Source organism: Rhabdaerophilum calidifontis, assembly GCF_008641065.1.
In the GTDB taxonomy this organism is placed as follows: domain Bacteria; phylum Pseudomonadota; class Alphaproteobacteria; order Rhizobiales; family Beijerinckiaceae; genus Rhabdaerophilum; species Rhabdaerophilum calidifontis.
In genome coordinates this window covers 60,670-77,632 of record NZ_VTRS01000007.1, presented here as the reverse complement: position 1 = coordinate 77,632, position 16,963 = coordinate 60,670, and the positions used below count along the sequence as shown (strand labels likewise).

Annotated in this window: 14 protein-coding genes; 4 read left to right on the top strand and 10 right to left on the bottom strand. The window is 69.9% G+C overall.

Annotated features, from left to right (window positions below; translation table 11 throughout):
- Window positions 1-3: 3 nt before the first annotated feature.
- Window positions 4-573, bottom strand: coding sequence for an elongation factor P (gene efp / locus FWJ24_RS11855; RefSeq protein ID WP_150288052.1), 570 nt, complete (start codon window positions 571-573; stop codon window positions 4-6).
- A gap of 122 nt (window positions 574-695) precedes the next feature.
- Here efp and epmA point away from each other — a divergent pair, with 122 nt between their 5' ends.
- Both epmA and FWJ24_RS11845 read left to right on the top strand, forming a co-directional pair.
- Window positions 696-1,751, top strand: a complete 1,056-nt coding sequence (gene epmA / locus FWJ24_RS11850) for an EF-P lysine aminoacylase EpmA (RefSeq protein ID WP_150288051.1) — start codon at window positions 696-698, stop codon at window positions 1,749-1,751.
- Between the two features lie 30 nt (window positions 1,752-1,781).
- Window positions 1,782-2,861: a lysine-2,3-aminomutase-like protein gene (locus FWJ24_RS11845; RefSeq protein WP_150288050.1), complete on the top strand. Its 1,080-nt coding sequence runs from the start codon at window positions 1,782-1,784 to the stop codon at window positions 2,859-2,861.
- A 14-nt stretch (window positions 2,862-2,875) separates the two neighbouring features.
- On the opposite strand, the gene FWJ24_RS11840 is transcribed toward FWJ24_RS11845, so the two are convergent.
- Both FWJ24_RS11840 and gmd read right to left on the bottom strand, forming a co-directional pair.
- Complete coding sequence (locus FWJ24_RS11840; protein WP_281291973.1) at window positions 2,876-3,838, bottom strand: GDP-L-fucose synthase family protein; 963 nt, start codon at window positions 3,836-3,838, stop codon at window positions 2,876-2,878.
- Window positions 3,831-4,898 carry a GDP-mannose 4,6-dehydratase gene (gmd, locus tag FWJ24_RS11835; RefSeq protein ID WP_150288049.1) on the bottom strand — a complete coding sequence of 356 codons (1,068 nt, stop codon included), beginning with the start codon at window positions 4,896-4,898 and terminating at the stop codon, window positions 3,831-3,833. The genes FWJ24_RS11840 and gmd overlap by 8 nt, the downstream gene beginning before the upstream one ends.
- A gap of 131 nt (window positions 4,899-5,029) precedes the next feature.
- Between gmd and FWJ24_RS11830 the strand changes: the two genes are divergently transcribed.
- Window positions 5,030-6,052 (top strand): NAD-dependent epimerase/dehydratase family protein, encoded by a 1,023-nt coding sequence (locus tag FWJ24_RS11830; protein WP_150288048.1) that lies wholly within the window; start codon window positions 5,030-5,032, stop codon window positions 6,050-6,052.
- On the opposite strand, the gene FWJ24_RS11825 is transcribed toward FWJ24_RS11830, so the two are convergent.
- The 3 genes from FWJ24_RS11825 to FWJ24_RS11815 are packed head-to-tail and all read right to left on the bottom strand — an operon-like array spanning window position 6,037 to window position 9,247.
- Complete coding sequence (locus tag FWJ24_RS11825; protein WP_206110836.1) at window positions 6,037-7,263, bottom strand: O-antigen ligase family protein; 1,227 nt, start codon at window positions 7,261-7,263, stop codon at window positions 6,037-6,039. The two genes, FWJ24_RS11830 and FWJ24_RS11825, sit on opposite strands and share 16 nt — an antisense overlap.
- A 2-nt stretch (window positions 7,264-7,265) precedes the next feature.
- Complete coding sequence (locus FWJ24_RS11820) at window positions 7,266-8,219, bottom strand: NAD-dependent epimerase/dehydratase family protein (RefSeq protein WP_246155669.1); 954 nt, start codon at window positions 8,217-8,219, stop codon at window positions 7,266-7,268.
- Window positions 8,216-9,247 (bottom strand): MraY family glycosyltransferase, encoded by a 1,032-nt coding sequence (locus tag FWJ24_RS11815; protein WP_150288046.1) that lies wholly within the window; start codon window positions 9,245-9,247, stop codon window positions 8,216-8,218. Before FWJ24_RS11815 ends, FWJ24_RS11820 begins: the two co-directional genes overlap by 4 nt.
- A 171-nt stretch (window positions 9,248-9,418) precedes the next feature.
- Here FWJ24_RS11815 and FWJ24_RS11810 point away from each other — a divergent pair, with 171 nt between their 5' ends.
- On the top strand, window positions 9,419-11,371 hold the full coding sequence (locus tag FWJ24_RS11810) for a polysaccharide biosynthesis protein (RefSeq protein WP_166443686.1): 1,953 nt from the start codon (window positions 9,419-9,421) through the stop codon (window positions 11,369-11,371).
- An 18-nt stretch (window positions 11,372-11,389) separates the two neighbouring features.
- Here FWJ24_RS11810 and FWJ24_RS11805 read toward each other — a convergent pair whose 3' ends face one another.
- From FWJ24_RS11805 to asnB, 4 genes are read right to left on the bottom strand one after another with little or no spacing between them, the layout of a single operon-like run.
- Window positions 11,390-12,538 carry a glycosyltransferase family 4 protein gene (locus FWJ24_RS11805; protein WP_206110835.1) on the bottom strand — a complete coding sequence of 383 codons (1,149 nt, stop codon included), beginning with the start codon at window positions 12,536-12,538 and terminating at the stop codon, window positions 11,390-11,392.
- Entirely contained in the window at window positions 12,526-13,932 is a 1,407-nt protein-coding gene (locus tag FWJ24_RS11800; RefSeq protein ID WP_150288044.1) for a glycosyltransferase family 4 protein, read from the bottom strand. The genes FWJ24_RS11805 and FWJ24_RS11800 overlap by 13 nt, the downstream gene beginning before the upstream one ends.
- Window positions 13,929-15,176: a glycosyltransferase gene (locus tag FWJ24_RS11795; protein ID WP_150288043.1), complete on the bottom strand. Its 1,248-nt coding sequence runs from the start codon at window positions 15,174-15,176 to the stop codon at window positions 13,929-13,931. The genes FWJ24_RS11800 and FWJ24_RS11795 overlap by 4 nt, the downstream gene beginning before the upstream one ends.
- Complete coding sequence (asnB, locus tag FWJ24_RS11790; RefSeq protein ID WP_166443685.1) at window positions 15,173-16,963, bottom strand: asparagine synthase (glutamine-hydrolyzing); 1,791 nt, start codon at window positions 16,961-16,963, stop codon at window positions 15,173-15,175. The genes FWJ24_RS11795 and asnB overlap by 4 nt, the downstream gene beginning before the upstream one ends.

The following is a 16,963-nucleotide window of genomic DNA, read 5'->3' as shown; positions in this document are numbered from 1 at the left end:
GCCTCAATCCTTGGCGCGCTCCACGTAGCTGCCGTCTTCGGTGTTGATGACCACCCGGGTGCCGGCGGTGACATGCGGCGGGATGGCGGTGCGCACGCCGTTCGAGAGGATCGCCGGCTTGTAGGAAGACGACGCGGTCTGCCCCTTGGTGACCGGCTCGGTCTCGACGATCTCGAGGATCACGCGCTGCGGCAGGGTGATCGTCACCGGCACGCCGTTATAGACGCCGATCTGGCAGACCATGTTCTCCTGGAGATAGGGCACCCCGTCGCCGATCACCTCCTTGGGCACCATGATCTGCTCGAAATTCTCCTGGTCCATGAAGGTGAAGCCGTCATCGTCGCCGTAGAGATAGGTGTAGTCCTTCTCCTCGACATAGGCCTTCTCGACCTGTTCGGTCGTGCGGTAGCGGACGGTCGTCTTCACGCCGTCGGAGAGTCGGCGGGCGTCGATCTGGGTCGTCGGCGTGCCCTTGCCGGGAAAGAAGCTCTCCGCCGAGATCACGGAATAGAGCTTGTCGTCGAGTTCGATGACATTGCCCTTGCGGATGGAGGAGGCGATGACCTTGACCATATTGTCCCCGATGCCTAGCGCTTGATGCGCCCGATTGGTTGAATTCGAGGCGCACCCCTTAACCGCTCGGCGCGCAAACGCCAAGCGGGGACGTGGGCCCCGCCATTTTCGACGAGGACCGCTTGGCCGATTCGCCCTCCCCCGCGCCACCGTTCTGGGCCGGGCCGCACCATGCCGCGCGACGGCCGGGGCTGGTGATCCGCGCGCGGCTCAAGGCGGCGCTGCGCGGCTGGTTCGAGGCACGCGGCTTCCTCGAGGTCGAGACCGGCATCGTCCAGGTCTCGCCCGGCAACGAGACGCATCTGCATGCCTTCGCGACCGAATGGACCGATGCCGCCGGGGCGCGGGGCCGCGCCTTCCTCCATACCTCGCCGGAATTCGCGATGAAGAAGCTCCTCGCCGCGGGGGAAGCGCGCATCCACCAGTTTGCGCCCTGCTTCCGCGCGCGGGAGGCTTCGCGCCTGCACGCGCCGGAATTCACGATGCTCGAATGGTATCGCGCCGGCACGGATTACACCGCGCTGATGGCGGACAGCGCGGCGCTCCTCCGGGTCGCGGCCGAGATCGGCGGGCGGGCCCGCTTCAGCCATCGCGGGCGGGAATGCGACCCGCAGGCCGGGCCGGAGCGGCTCAGCCTCGTCGAGGCGTTCCGGCGCCATGCGGGGCTCGATCTCGAAGCCTGCCTCGACGACCGGGCGGCCTTCGCCGGCGCCGCCGGCGGGATCGGCATCCGCGTCGCGGCGGATGATACGTGGTCGGACATCTTCTCGCGCATCCTCGCCGAGCGGATCGAGCCGCATCTCGGCATCGGGCGACCGACGATCCTCGACCGCTATCCGCTCTGCGAGGCGGCGCTCGCGCGGCCCTGCGCCGATGATCCGCGCTTCGCCGAACGTTTCGAACTCTATGTCTGCGGCGTCGAACTCGCCAATGCCTTCGGCGAACTGACCGACCCCATCGAGCAGCGCCGCCGCTTCGAGGCGGACATGGCCGAGAAGGCGCGAATCTACGGCGAGCGCTACCCGATCGACGAGGATTTTCTGGCCGCGCTCGCGCATCTGCCCGCCTGTTCCGGCATCGCGCTCGGCTTCGACCGGCTCGCGATGCTCGCCGCCGGCGCCTCGAGCGTGCATGACGTGATCTTCACGCCCTGGCCGTTCGGAGAGGCGGCGGTTTGAAGCCGACGCCGTTTCGGGCTATGGCGCGGCATGGCCAAGACCGACCCCGAACACGCGCCGCTCGCCCTGCCGCTGCCGCCGCGCGCACTGACCCGCCTTGCCGATCTTGCGGCGGCGGGGCTCGTTGCGCCGGGCGAGGCGGCGGCGCTGGAGGCGGTCGCGGCGCGCTACGCGGTTTCGGTCACGCCGGCGATGGCGGCGCTGATCGAAGGGCGCGAGGATCCGATCGGCCGGCAATTCCTGCCCGCGCTGGCCGAACTCGATGCGCGCCCCGAGGAGCGCGCCGATCCGATCGGCGATCACGCCCATTCGCCGGTGAAGGGGCTCGTCCACCGCTATCCGGACCGGGCGCTCCTCAAGGTCACGCATACCTGCCCGGTCTATTGCCGCTTCTGCTTCCGCCGCGAGATGGTGGGGCCGGAGGGCGACGGCAACCTGACCGAAGCGGAGCTTGATCGCGCCTTCGCCCATATCGCGGCGCATCCGGAGATCGTCGAACTGGTGGTGACGGGGGGCGATCCGCTGGTGCTCTCGCCGCGCCGGATCGCCGCGCTCGGCGCGCGGGCGGCAGCACTTGCGCAGCTCAGGATGATCCGCTGGCATTCCCGCGTGCCCGTCGTCGCGCCGGAGCGGATCACGCCGGCGCTCGTCGCGGCGCTGAAGGTGCCGGGCCGGGCCATCTATGTCTCGGTTCACGCCAACCATGCCCGCGAATTCACCGCCGAGGCCCGTGCCGCCGTCGCCCGGCTCGCCGATGCCGGCATCGCGCTGCTCGGCCAGACGGTGTTGCTGCGCGGGGTGAACGCCGATGCGGAAACGCTGGCGGCGCTCTTCACCGAGATGGCGGCGAACCGCATCCGGCCCGTCTATCTCCACCATCCCGATCTTGCGCCGGGCACCGGCCATTTCCGGCCGAGCCTCGCCGAGGGCCGGGCGATTCACGCCGCCCTGCGCGGCCGGCTCTCCGGCCATGCGATCCCGGCCTATATGCTCGATCTGCCGGGCGGGTTCGGCAAGGTTCCGGTCTCGGAAGACCATGTCCGCGCGGATGCCGAGGGGCAGGTCGAAATCCGCGATCCGGCCGGGCGCTGGCACGCCTATCGCGGCTAAGCATGGCGGGCGGGTCAGCGGTTCCGCCCGCCGCCCTTCAGGAAATCGGCATAGGCCTTCGCAAGTCCTGCCTCCAGCGTGGTGGTGGCCTTCCAGCCGAGATCGCGCATGCGGCTCACGTCGAGCAGCTTGCGCGGGGTGCCGTCCGGCCGGGCATGATCGAATTCCAGCTCGCCCTCGTATTCGGTGATGGTGCGAATGAGCCGCGCCAGATCGGCGATCGTGACATCGGTGCCGGTGCCGAGATTGAGATGGCTCTCGCCGGTGTAATGCTCGAGCGCGTGCAGCACGCCCTCGGCGCAATCGTCGACATAGAGGAATTCGCGGCGCGGCGTGCCGGTGCCCCAGATGGTGACGCTCGGCGCGCCGCTGAGCTTCGCCTCGTGGAAGCGCCGGATCAGCCCCGCGACGACATGGCTGTGCTCGGGGTGGTAATTGTCGCCCGGCCCGTAGAGATTCGAGGGCATGAGCGCGATCATGTCGGCATCGTATTGCCGGCGATACGCCTGCACCAGCTTGATTCCGGTGATCTTGGCGATCGCATACCATTCGTTGGTGGGTTCGAGCGCGCCGGTCAGCAATTCATCTTCGGTGATCGGCTGCTTGGCGAATTTGGGATAGATGCAGGACGAGCCGAGAAAGGCGAGCTTGAGCACCCCGTTGCGCTGCGCCGCCTCGATGACATTCGCGGCGATCATCAGGTTCTTGTAGAGGAAATCGCGGGGGAAATCGTTGTTGGCCTTGATGCCGCCGACATGGGCGGCCGCCAGGATGACGACCTGCGGCCGCCGACGCCGGAAGAAGGCCTCGGTGGCGTCCTGCCGTTCGAGATCGACTTCCGCGCGCGTCGCCACCAGCGGGCGGATGCCGCGATCGGCCAGCGCCCGGCAGATCGCCGCGCCGACCATGCCGCGATGGCCGGCGACATAGACCGAGCGGTTCGTCAGGTCGAAGAGCTTGCGCAGCGGTTCAGCCATGGCGCTCCGTCCGGTCCCGTTCCTGCCGCACGGCGACGAGATCGGCGGCGACCATTTCCTCGACAAGGGTGGCGAAGGGCGTCCGGTGGGTCCAGCCGAGCTTCTCGCGCGCCTTGCTCGGATCGCCGATCAGCAGGTCGACCTCGGTCGGGCGGAAGTAGCGCGGATCGACGGCGACGAGTTCGCGCCCCGTCGCGGCGTCGATTCCCCGCTCCTCGACGCCGGTGCCGCGCCATTCGACCGTGATGCCGATGGCGGCGAAGGCCCGCTCGACGAATTCGCGCACGGAATGGGTCTCGCCGGTTGCGAGCACGTAATCGTCGCCCTCCGGCTGCTGGACCATGCGCCACATGCCCTCGACATAATCCCGCGCATGGCCCCAGTCGCGCTTGGCGTCGAGATTGCCGAGATAGAGCATGTCCTGCAACCCGAGCCGGATCGCGGCCGCCGCACGGGTGATCTTGCGGGTGACGAAGGTCTCGCCGCGGATCGGGCTCTCATGGTTGAAGAGGATGCCGTTCGAGGCGTGGATGCCGTAGGCCTCGCGGTAATTGACCGTGATCCAATAGGCATAGAGCTTCGCGGCGGCATAGGGCGAGCGCGGGTAGAAGGGGGTGGTTTCGCGCTGCGGCACCTCCTGCACCTTGCCGTAGAGTTCCGATGTCGAGGCCTGGTAGAAGCGCGTCTTGCGCTCGAGCCCGAGGATGCGGATCGCCTCCAGCAGCCGCAGCGTGCCGAGCGCATCGGCATTGCCGGTATATTCCGCGGTCTCGAAGCTCACCTGGACATGCGATTGCGCCGCGAGATTGTAGATCTCGTCCGGCTGCGTCTCCTGGACGATGCGGATGAGATTGGTCGCGTCGGTCATGTCGCCGTAATGGAGCCGGAAGCGCACGTCCTTCTCGTGCGGATCCTGGTAGAGATGGTCGATCCGGCCGGTATTGAACGAGGAGGAACGGCGCTTGACGCCGTGGACGCGGTAGCCCTTGGCCAGCAGCAATTCGGCGAGATAGGCGCCGTCCTGGCCGGTGACGCCGGTGATGAGAGCGGTCTTGGTCATGCGGATCCTTCCGCCGGCAGCGCGGCCGGCGGCACCGCCTTAAAGAGTGCCGCCGAAAAAGGCCAGCCCGCCGCGGCCCGGCGGCGGAAAGCAGTAGCCGCGCGGCGACAAATCGGCTAGCCGCTAGCGCCATGAGCCTGCCCGTTCCGACCCGCGTCCTTGTCACCGGCACCGCCGGCTTCATCGGATTCCATCTCGCGCGACGCCTCATCGATGCCGGCCATGTCGTCTGCGGCATCGACGGCATGACCGCCTATTACGATGTCGGGCTGAAGCGCCGCCGCCACGGGCTGCTGCGGGCCTCGAACCGGTTCTCGGCGCACGAGATCATGCTTGAGGACGAGGCCGCGACCCAGGCGGTGTTCCGGGATTTCCGGCCCGAGATCGTGGTCCATCTGGCGGCGCAGGCCGGCGTGCGCTATTCGCTCGAAAATCCGCGCGCCTATCTCGACGCCAATCTCGTCGGCACGTTCAACCTGATGGAGGCTGTGCGCGAGGCCGCGCCGCGCCATTTCCTGATGGCCTCGACCAGTTCCGTCTATGGCGGCAATCTCGACCAGCCCTTCCGCGAGACCGCGCGGACCGCGCATCCCCTGACGCTCTATGCCGCAACCAAGGGCGCGGCGGAGCTGATGACGCATGCCTACGCGCATCTTCACGGCCTGCCGACGACGATGTTCCGCTTCTTCACCGTCTACGGCCCCTGGGGACGGCCGGACATGGCGCTGTTCAAGTTCGTGCGCGCGATGCTCGCCGGCGAGCCGATCGAGGTCTATGCCGGCGGCGCGATGCAGCGCGATTTCACCTATATCGACGATCTGGTCGATGGCATTGTCGGGCTGATGGCGCAGGCGCCGCGGCTCGGGGAGCCGGTGGCGCCGGAGATCGATTCGCTGTCTCCCGTCGCCCCGCACCGCATCGTCAATATCGGCGGCGGAAGCCCGGTCGGGCTCGACGATTTCATCGCGACGATCGAAGAGGCGCTCGGCATTCCGGCAAAGAAGCTCATGCTGCCGCTCCAGCCCGGCGACGTGCCCTCGACCGTCGCCGATACCCGGCTGCTCGTCGCGCTCACCGGTGCCCGGCCCGCGACCCCCGTCTCGGAAGGTGTCGGCGCCTTCGTCCGCTGGTATCGCGATTACGCCGGGCGCTGAGCGGCGCCCGCGCGGAACAGCAGGACGACGATGCCGAGCAGGCACCACCACCATTCCTGCCAGGCCCCGTGGCTGACGGCGCTGACGACATAGGCGCCGGCGAAGATCGCGGTCGCGGCCGGCAGCACCGCGTCCGGCAGCCGCCCGATCCGGCGCAGCACCGCGCCGAGCAGCAGCGCCAGCGCCAGCCCGCCGAAAAGCCCGAATTCGAACCAGACCTGGAGCACGATATTATGCGGATGCCCCCAGGCGAGAAGCGCGCGGCGGGCGGGATCGAGCATCGCCGCGGCCGGCGTCCCGGCAACCCAGGAACTCGCGTCGAAGCCCTGCCCCACCAAGGGGTGCTGCCAGAACAGCACGCCGAATTCCCGCCAGATCTCGCCGCGGATGGTGAGCGAACCATAGCCGACCGCCTCCTGCACGGCATGCGGGATCACGGCGAGGATGTTCGGCGCGATCAGCGGCATGAGGAGCGTGCCGGCGAGCGCCGCCCCCGCGACGAGCCGGAAGACCGGCCGTGGAAACCGCAGCCCGAGCCCGAGTACCGCCAGCACGACAAGCAGCGCGAGCTTCGCGGATTCGCTCTGCGAGTGGAAAATGCCGATGGCGGCGGCCAGGATCGCGAGCATGCGCAAGGCCAAGCGCGGCCGGAGGGCTGGAAGGGCCGGAAGCGCCAGAACCGGCAGGAGCAGCGCGAGCATGACCGCCGTCCGGTTCATCCGGAACAGGTCCGGCGAGATCCCCGCCGCGCGCTTCAGCGCCCCGGCGCTGCGGATCTCGACCGTGATCAGCAGCGTCGCAAGGAGGATCGTCCCGGCAAGGGCCGCGCCGAACCAGCGGCTGCCGTTCCGGATTTCGATCGGAACGCGGGCGGCGAGGAGCAGCAGCACGAGGCTGCCGGAAAAGGTGAGCAGCATCGCCAGCCGATCCGGGCCGCCGCCCATCCGATCCGTCAGCAGCCGCACGCAGATGAGGCCGAGGAACGCCACGGCTGCCGCGTCGAGCCCGCGCGTCGATGGCGGAGCAAGGCCGCCGGCGAGGCGTGCCGGGCCCGGCCGGGTGACCAGGCCCGCCACGAGCAGGGCCGTAATGAGCGTCAGCGCCAGCGGCGCGATGCCGCGCGAAACCAGCATCGCGAGCGGCGTCGCAAGGCAGAGCAGCATTGCCGCCGTGCCTGCGCCCTCCGCCCCGCGGATTGAAACACTACGCACCCTCACCGCCCCTCGCCCGCCTGCCCAGCGGCAAGACGGGCAAGCCCCGTCCGCGCATCGAAGACCGGTTTCCAGCCCAGCGCCCGCAGCGCCGCGGCATCCACCCGCTGCGCCCCCAGCAGCCGGTCGATCCTTTGCTTTTGCCCCATCATATACGCCGCGATCCGCAGAAGCGGAACCGGGAGGGGGACAAGCCCCGGCGAGCGGCCGAGCCCGGCGCGGAGCGCCGCGATCATCTCGCCGATCGTGAGCGGCTCCTCCTCGGCGACCACGAAGGGGCGTCCGACCGCGTCCGGCGCCTCGAGCGCGAGGGTGATGGCGGCGATGAGCGATTCCACGGAAACCAGCGAGCGCCGCGCCGTCACCGCCCCCAGCGGCAGCGGCACCGGCAGCCGGGCGAGGCGCAGGAGATCCGCGAGATTGCCGCGCGCGCCGGCGCCGTAGACCAGAACCGGGCGCAGCGCGACCCAATCGAGCCCGCTCGCCGCCAGCGCGGCTTCCGCCGCCAGTTTCGAGCGGCCATAGGCATCGCTCGGTCGCGCCGGGTCCGCCTCGGTCAGGATTCCCTCGGCGGCGATCCCCGCCTGCGCGCGGATCGAGGACAGAAACACGAACCGGGTGATGCCCGCCTGCCGCGCCGCCTCGGCATAGGCGGCAGTCAGTTCGGCATTGTCGCGCAGATAGGGCGTCTCGTCGGTCTCGCCGGTATGGGCGCGGCCGGCGAGATGGACGATGGCGCGACAGCCCGCGAGCGCCTCGGCGAGCCGGGCGGGGTCGCGCGTGTCGCCGATGAGGCGCGCCTCCGGGAACCGATCGCGCCACGCGGGATCGCGCAGGAGCGGCCGCACCGCCCGCCCCTCCGCCCGCCACAGGCGCAGCAGATGGCCGCCGACGAACCCGGTCGCGCCGGTGACCGCGACCGGACCGCCCTTGTCCGCATCCATGCTCCGGCTCATGCGCTGCTTCTGACCGGCAAGCCCCGCTCGCGGGGCCGTATGAAATGCCGGAGCAGCAGGGCGACGAGCAGCGCCGCCGCCAGCAGCGCCGCCATGTCGATAGCGGGCGAATCCGTCAGGATCGTCAGCGTCGCGAGCCCGGCGAGGCCGATATTGAGCACAAGGAGCCGCAGCGACACGCCGCGCGCGGTGAAGCCGTTATCCGTCGCCCGCTGGTAGAAATGGCTGCGATGCGCCTGCCAAACCGCCTCGCGGTTCAGCAGACGGCGCAGCAGGGTCAGTGTCGCATCCGCGACCGAATAGGCTGGAAGGATGAGCGCCGCGGCCGGGTGCCCGGCTTCCGCGACGCGGTAGAGCAGGTAGAAGACCAGCAGCCCGACCGGGAGCGAGCCGACATCGCCGAGGAAGACCCGTGCCACCGGGCGGTTGAACGGCGCGAAACCGAGCAGGGCGCCGGCCAGCGCGGCAGCGAGCACCGCATCGGCCGGAGCGAGCCCGGCAACGGGCGCAAGCAGCGCCAGGGCGGCGGCCAGCGGCACCACGGCGGCGACGGTGAGCCAGTCGAGCCCGTCCATGAAATTGGTCAGGTTGACCATCCAGGCGCCGGCCAGGATCGCGAACAGCCAGAGGCCGGGCGCCAGCGCCGGCGCTTGAACGGCGAAGACTTGCGCGGCCCCCGCACCCCACAGCACCAGGACGACCGCCCCAGCATGAACCCCGAGCCGCAGCAGCGCCGGCAGCGGCCGGATATCGTCCGCGGCGCCGATTCCGGCGAGGAGCAGAAGCGCGAGCCAGAAGCTCGGCGGCTGCGCCACGAAGCCGGGCCCGAACAGCCCGGCCGCGGCGGCAAGGCACACGGCGAGGATCGCCGCGACGACCGCGATCCCGCCCCCCTGCGGCGTCGGCTCGCGATGGCTCGAACGGGCATTGGGGCGCGCCAGCGCATAACGGCGAAGCAGCGGCATCAGCAGCGGCAGCAACGCGCAACACAAAAGCAGCGCCGCCGCGCCGCTCAGAAATACAACCATGGGCCTGCCTCCCCGGCACCGCCTCGCCCGAGCGGTGCGCCCTTACTAGGACGCGAAGGGGGCGCTGACAATTCCCGGCGCCGCGTCAGCTTGTTTCAAGGGCATTGCGGTGTTAGGACTTTCCCAAGTCGCGCAATGCTCTGAGACGTGACAATATTCGAGGATATCATGATGTTGCGGGCGATTTCGTGGAAGCGGCTGCTCGCGGGCATCCACGATATCCTGATCGCCGGTCTCTCGTTGCTGATCGCCCTCGTTGCGCGCTACGGCCTCGAGGATGTGCCGTGGGATGAACGCCTGGTCCTTTGGCTCGGCGTGTTCATGGTCATCGCCGGCATCACCTTCCGCATCTACGGGCTCGGGCGCGGAATCTGGCGCTTCTCGTCGGTGACCGATCTTCGGGCGATCGTGCTCGCCTCGACGACGACGATCCTCGCCTTCCTGGTCACGATGTTCATCCTGCAGCGGCTCGAAAGCATGCCGCGCACGACGCTCGTCATCACCTGGTTCGTGATGATCGTGATGATCGGTGCGCCGCGCCTCGCCTACCGGTTCCTGAAGGATGGCGGCTTGGCCAATTTCCGGCCGCGCGATTTCACCCCCGACGGGGTCGAGTATCTCGTCATCGTCGGCAATGCGACCGAGGCCGACCGCCTGATCCGCACCTACAATCTCGAGGCGTCGCGGCGCTACCGGGTCTGCGGCATCATCGATTACGCCGACGGGCGGCAGGGCCGGCAGATCCGGGGCATTCCGTTCATCGGCCAGATCCGCGACCTCGAGGAGATCGTCGCGGGCCTGGGGCGGCGCGGCACGACGATCTCCTCGCTGCTGATCGCGGCCTCGGGCTCCGGGCGCAGCGAACTGAGCCAGATCGCGACCATCGCCGCGCGGCTGCGGCTGCGGCTGTTGCGGGTGGGGGCGCCGAAGCTCGACGGCATGGAACCGAGTCTCGAGGATGTGACGCTCGAGGATCTGCTTGGCCGGCCTGCCGTCTCGCTCGATATCGAGAATATCCGCGAATTGATCGAGGGCTCGGTCGTGCTCGTCACCGGCGCCGGCGGCAGCATCGGCTCGGAATTGTGCCGGCAGGTGGCGGCCTATGGGCCGGCGCGGCTCGTGCTGCTCGATCATTCGGAATACGCGCTCTACGAGGTCGACCAGATGCTCCGGCGCGAGGCGCCGGCGGTGTTCCACCGGCCTGTCATCTGCAATGTCCGGGACAGGGCACCTCTCGCCGCCGTGTTCGCCGAGGAGAAGCCGCGCCTCGTCTTCCACGCCGCGGCGCTGAAACATGTCCCGCTGGTCGAGCAGAATGTGTGCGAGGGCGTGCTGACCAACCTGTTCGGCAGCCGCAACGTCGCCGATTGCGCGGTCGAGCATGGCAGCGAGGCGCTGGTGATGATCTCGACCGACAAGGCGATCCGCCCGTCGAGCGTGATGGGCGCAACCAAGCGCGCAGCCGAGATCTATTGCCAGGCGCTGGATGTCAGCGGGGTCGCGACACGGTTCGTCACCGTGCGCTTCGGCAACGTGCTCGGCTCGACCGGCTCGGTGGTGCCGCTGTTCAAGCGGCAGATCCTCGCCGGCGGCCCGGTCACGGTGACGCATCCGGAAATGAAGCGCTATTTCATGACGATCCGCGAGGCGAGCGAGCTGGTGCTCCAGGCCGCGGCCTTCGGCACGCGCCCCAGCGCGCCGCGCGGCAAGATCATGGTGCTCGACATGGGGGAGCCGGTGCGGATCGTCGATCTCGCGCGGACGATGATCGCACTGGCCGGCCTCCGCCCTGGCGACGATATCGCCATCGAATTCACCGGCCCGCGGCCGGGCGAGAAGCTGTTCGAGGAATTGTTCGACAGTGAGGAAGGCGCGGTGAAGAGCGAGGCGGACGGCGTGTTCATCGCCAATGCGCGGCTCAATTCCCTCGCCGAACTCCGCCCGAAGCTCCAGCTGCTCGAACAGGCGCTGCAGAGCCGTAATGCACCGGAAGCGCGGCGGCTGCTGATGGCGCTCGTCTCGGGCGCCGAGATCGGGGGAGGAACCCGGTTCGCCCCCGACGATTCCAAGCACGCCAGCGGCAACGTGGTGAAGTTCAACCCGCCGGGCGGCGCATCGGCCTAAGCCGGCGCGGCCCGGCGGTCACGTCCCGTCGGGCGCGCCGAGGCTGCGGCGATAGAGCGCCAGGGTTTGGGCGGCGATCAGGCCCTGATCGAACCGTGTCTCCGCCAGATGCCGGGCCTTGCGGCCGAATGTGTGGCGCAGCGCCTGGTCCGCCGCGAGCGTGGCGATCGCCGCCGCGAGCGCGGCGGGATCGCGCGGCGGCACGAGGAGACCGGTTTCGGATGCGATGCAGATCTCGCGGCAGCCGGGAACATCGGTGGCGATGATCGGCCGCCCGCAGGCCGCGGCCTCCAGCAGCGATTTCGGCAATCCCTCGCGGTAGGAGGGCAGGACAGCGATATGCGCCCTGGCATATTCGGCGGCGATATCCGTCCGGTGCCCCGCGATCTCGACGATCCCCTCCCGCTGCCAGGCATCGAGCTGCGCCGGCTCGATCCGCGCCGGGTTGCTGTCGGTGCCGCCGACGAGCCGCACCAGGACCGGCGCGCCGCGCTGCCGCAGCAGCCGCGCCGCCTCCACCAGTTCGCCGATCCCCTTGTCCCAGAGCATGCGCGAGACGCATACCGCGACAACCGGCCCCTCGCCGGGCTCGGGTTGCGGCGTGAACGCCGCCGTGTCGATCCCCGAGCCGGGGATCAGCACGATCCTGCCCGGATCGAGACCCGCCGCAACGAGCGCGGCGCGATCATCCGGGTTCTGGACGATGGTGCGGGCGGATGTCGCCCGGTCGAGCAGCCGCAGCGCCAGGGCAAAGGGCGCGCGCAGGAGCCGGGCCCGCGCGCCGCCTCCGGTGAAGAGGAAGCCGAGGCCGGCCATCGCATTGATCACGGCGTGCCGGCCGGTCAGCCATGCGGCGAGCGTTCCGTAGAGGACCGGCTTGACCGCGACCTGATGGACGATGTCCGGCCGGATGCGCCGATAGGCCGAGACGATGGCCGCGAGGGTGCCCGCGTCGCGGAACGGGTTGAGCCCGGAGCGGTCGAACGGCACCGGCACGGTCTCGAACCCCTCGCCGAGGATGCGGTCGCGATGCCGGTCGAAATTCGACGCCACGACGACGCGCGCGCCGGCATCGCGCGCTGCCCGCGCGACCGGCAGCCGATGGGACCAGAAATACCAGTCCTCGGTGACGAGATAGAGGATCGTCCTGCCTTTCAGGGGGAGCACGGGCCGCCTCCTCCAGCGATCGCGGTCAGACGGGCACGGAACCGCGCGCGCACCATGCCGGCATCGTGATGGGCGCGTGCCACAACCCGGGCGCGCGCCATCACCCGTTCGCGCCCCTCCCGGTCGGTCAGGGCCAGGCGGATCGCCGCGGCGAGCGGTTCGTCGCCCGGTCGGGTCTCGGTGAAGGCCCAGCCCTCCGCCATGGCATAGGCGATCTGCGCGACCTCGGCCGGGCCGACGGCCAGGATGGGGGCGCCGGTCGTGAGATAGGCCGGCACCTTCGTCGGCATCGAATAGCGGATGAAGGCGATGCTTCCGGCATCGAAATTCACCGGCAGCAGCAGCAGGTCGGCTGCGGCGATGCGCGCGAAGAACGCATCGTCGTCGCGGATCGTGTCGATGAGCCGGATGGCGGGGTGGATCGCCAGCCGCGCGCGATGGCGCTCGGCATGGCCGGACGGGGTGCTGATCGTCAGGGTGGCGGGAAAGCCGGATTCGTCGAGCATCGCGACGGCCCGCGCCGCCGAGGCCAGCGTTTCGAGCTGCGCCTCGGGGAAGATGGAGCCGACATAGAGGATATCCGCCGGGGATCCGGCCGCCGCCGCGCGCCGCGCACGGGGGAGCCAGCGCGCCGTGTCGATCGTGTTCTGGAAGGCCTCGAACGGGCGGCCGTAGCGTTCCGAGAACGCCACCGTCATCGCGGGGGAAATGCTGAAATGCCCCGATGCGACCTGCATGGCGTGCCGGACCCGGCGTTCCATGGCATGGCGCAGGAAGGGGGCGAGCAGACCATGGCGATGCCGCGAGGACATCCAGTCATCCATCACATGCACGATCATCGGCAGCGCGAAGCGGCGCCGGATGGCTTCGGTCAGCGCCATCATGCCGTTCGATCCGAGGATGGTGTAGAGCACGTCCGGCTTGAACGCCTCGATCCAGGCCGCGAGCCGGGGGGTCAGCACCGCGCGCTCGGGAAACCCGTCCCCGAGCGCAGCGATCGCGGCGTTGCGGAGCCAGCGGCCGGCGCGGCCGCCTCCCTCCGCGCCTCCCTCCGCGCCTCCTCCTGCGCCGCCGCCGGCAGCGGCGTTCACGCCGACGGTCGGCCCCGAGGGGCCGCCATCGCCCCCCGCGCCGCGTCCGAGCAGCCGGCGGATCGCCGGCAGCGGCGGCGCATAATCCAGTTCGTCGCGGCCGAGAACGAAATAGCGGCGACAGACATCGCCGGTCGTCGGTTCGGGATCGTTGTGCACGGTCGCGATCCGGTCCTCCGGCCAGCCGCGGAACAGCGCCGAGAACGTGATCCCCCCGCCGGTGACGGCATTGAATGCGTGCGGCGTCACGAAGAGCACGCGCGGCAGCGCGCCGGGGACGGTGTCCGGGGAACCTGCAATCATGGCGCGCTCCGGCTCCCCAATTCGGCATAAAGCCGCGCGAAACGGTCGATCTCGATCGCATGGGCGAATTCCCGCTCGGCGAGCGCCCGCGCGCCATGGGCGAGCCGCGACCGGAGCGCGGCATCCCTGACGAGGCCTGTGAGTGCCGCGCCGAAGGCGTCCCGATCCCCCGCCGGCACGCAGAAGCCGCTCTCGCCGTCGCGAACCGCGTCGCGCATCCCGCCGATATCGAACGCGATCATCGGCCGGCCGCTGGCCAGCGCCTCCAGGGCGGTGTTCGGCAGATTCTCGACGCCGGAGGGCAGCGCGACGAGATCACAGGCCGCGTAGAGATCGGCAAGGCGCGCCTCCCCGGTGACATAGCCCAGCGGATAGGTGGCGAGCGGCGTCTGCCCGCGCCATTTCTCGCTGTCGCGCCCCGCCACGATCAGGCAGAAGCGTTCGGGCTCCGGCAGGGCGCGCAGGATCGCCAGCAGCATATCCGTGCCCTTCCGCGGATTGTCGAAGGCGATATGGGCGTTGAACAGGATCGCGGGCCGGTCATCCGCGATCCCCAGCCGCGCGCGCGCCGCAATGCGATCCTGCGGCCGGAAGCGCAGCGTGTCGATCCCGTTCGGGATGCGGAGAACCGGAAACCCGGCAAGGGCCGGCGCCGCACGGGCCTGGCTTTCGGTCCAGCTCGACGGCGCGACGATCGTCATCCGCGCGATCCGCCGGTAGAGCCGGCGCTTCCGGGATGCGAGAAAGCGGGTGAAATCGAGCCCGATGGCCGGATAGGTCGCAAGATCCGGGCATTGGCCGCAGCCGATGCGCCAGCGCTCGCAGGAGCCGGGATAGGCGCAATGCCCGGTGACCGGCCAGAGATCGGAAAGCCGCCAGACGATGGGCGCGCGGCGCGCCAGCGCGGGCAGCGCCGCGAGATCGAAATACCCGCCATGAAGATTGTAGAGCTGGATGACATCGATATCGGCAAGCCAGGGATGCCCCGGCAGCCCGAACGAGGAGGGAATCGCGCAATATTGCAGCCCGATGCGCCCGGTGATCCGGCTCGCGAGATTGTCGAGGCGGCGGAGCCAGCGCGCCTCCGCGATCTCCGCCACCTCCGCGCTCGCCGAGGATTTCCAGCCGACCAGCATGCGCGAGCGCAGGCCCCGCGCCAGGAGCCCGGAATGGATGCGCCAGGCGGAGCGTGCGGAGCCGCCCTCGATATCGCTCGTGGAGATATGGACGACGGAGAGGGTCACCGGCTGTCGATCCAGAGCTGATACATCAGGAGCGGCCAGAGCTGGGCGGTGCGGTTCTCGCCGGCGAAATGGGCGGCGGTGATGGCGGCGACCGCCTCCGGGCGGAAGATCCGCTGCCGGCGCAGCGCCGGCTCGGCCAGCCTCTCCTCGACAAGGCCGCGGAGCTGGCCGCGGAGCCAGTTCGCGAGCGGGAGGACGAAACCGCGCTTGGGAGCATTCAGCAAGGCCGCGGGCAGCAGGGGCGCCACGGCCTCCCGGAGCAGACCCTTGAGATCGCCGGGGGCGGTGCGCACCGTTTCCGGGATGGTGCGGACCAGGTCCACGAATTCGTTGTCGAGGAACGGCGTGCGGGCCTCGAGGCCATGCGCCATCGAGAACCGGTCCGTCATCATCAGGAACTCGTCGGCGAGCTGGGTCTCGATATCGGTGATCGCCCAGGCATCCCGGAGCCCCTGCCCCGCCCGCACCGCGGCCTCGAACCGTTCGAAGAGCAGCGTCTCCGTCGCGGCCGCGACCGGGGGCGGATCGACCAGCAGCGCCGCCTTCGCCGCCGCGTCGGCGTAATAATAGCGCCCGACCAGCCGCTCGGCGAACAGCTCCCGGCTCACCGCGCCAGCGGGGCGGCGGCCGAACCGGCCGAACCAGCGGCGCTCCAGCCCCAGCCATTTGCCGTAATTGCCGAACATCTCGTCGCCGCCAACCCCGGTCAGGCCGACCTTCACGCGCCGCGCCATCGCCTCGAACACGAACCAGGAGGGCAGACCGCCGGCATAGGGCTCGTCGAGCGCCGCGACCATGGCCGGCAGGCGCTCGATCAGCGCCTCGGGCCTGAGCACGATTTCCTCATGGGGAATGTTCCAGCGCGCCGCGACCTCGCGCGCCAGCGGCAATTCGTTCCAGGGCGCCTCGTCCGGGCCGTCGAAGCCCAGCGACACGGCACTGACGGGGATGCCCTCGAGCGCGGCGAAGGCGGCCACAGCCGAACTGTCGAGCCCGCCGGAGAGGCTCACCGCGACCGGGACATCCGCCCATGCCCAGCGCCGCACGGCGCCCCGGAGCGTCTCGCGGATCGCCTCGCGCCATTCGGCCCGCGATCGCCGGTGATCCGGCGCGTAGGAGAGCCGCCAGAACCGCGTTAGCCGCGTCGCGCCCGAGCGCAGATCGCGCTCCAGCACGGTGCCCGGCGGCACGCGGCGAATGCTGCGGAACGCCGTGGTTTCGCCCGGCACGTAATGCAGGGTAAGGAAATGCGCCGCAGCCGCCGGGTCCGGCGCGGCATCGAGCGCGTTCAGCGCCAGGAGGGACTTGATCTCGGATGCGAACGCGAAGCCGCCGGCGCATTCGGCGTAATGCAGCGGCTTGATGCCGAAGCGGTCGCGCCCGAGCGCCAGCGTGCCGGCCTCCCGGTCGAGGAAGGCGAAGGCGAACATGCCGTTGAGGCGGGAGACGGCCTGCGGCCCGTCGGCGACCAGCAGGCGGAACAGGGTCTCGGTGTCGGAATGATCGGAAGCGAACCGGATGCCGCGCGCCTCGAGTTCCCGGCGCAGCTCCGGCGCATTGAAGATCTCGCCGTTGAAGACGAGCGCGTAGCGCCCGTCCGCGCTGACCAGCGGCTGCCGACCGCCGGCGATGTCGATGATGGCGAGACGGCGCATCGCCATCGCGAAGCCGAGTTCCGGCACCGCGTGGCTTCCCGCCCCGTCCGGCCCGCGATGCGCCTGGGCGGCGTTCATGCGCGCGACCTGCTCGTCCGCTTCGTCTCCCTGAAAGCCGACGATGCCGCACAT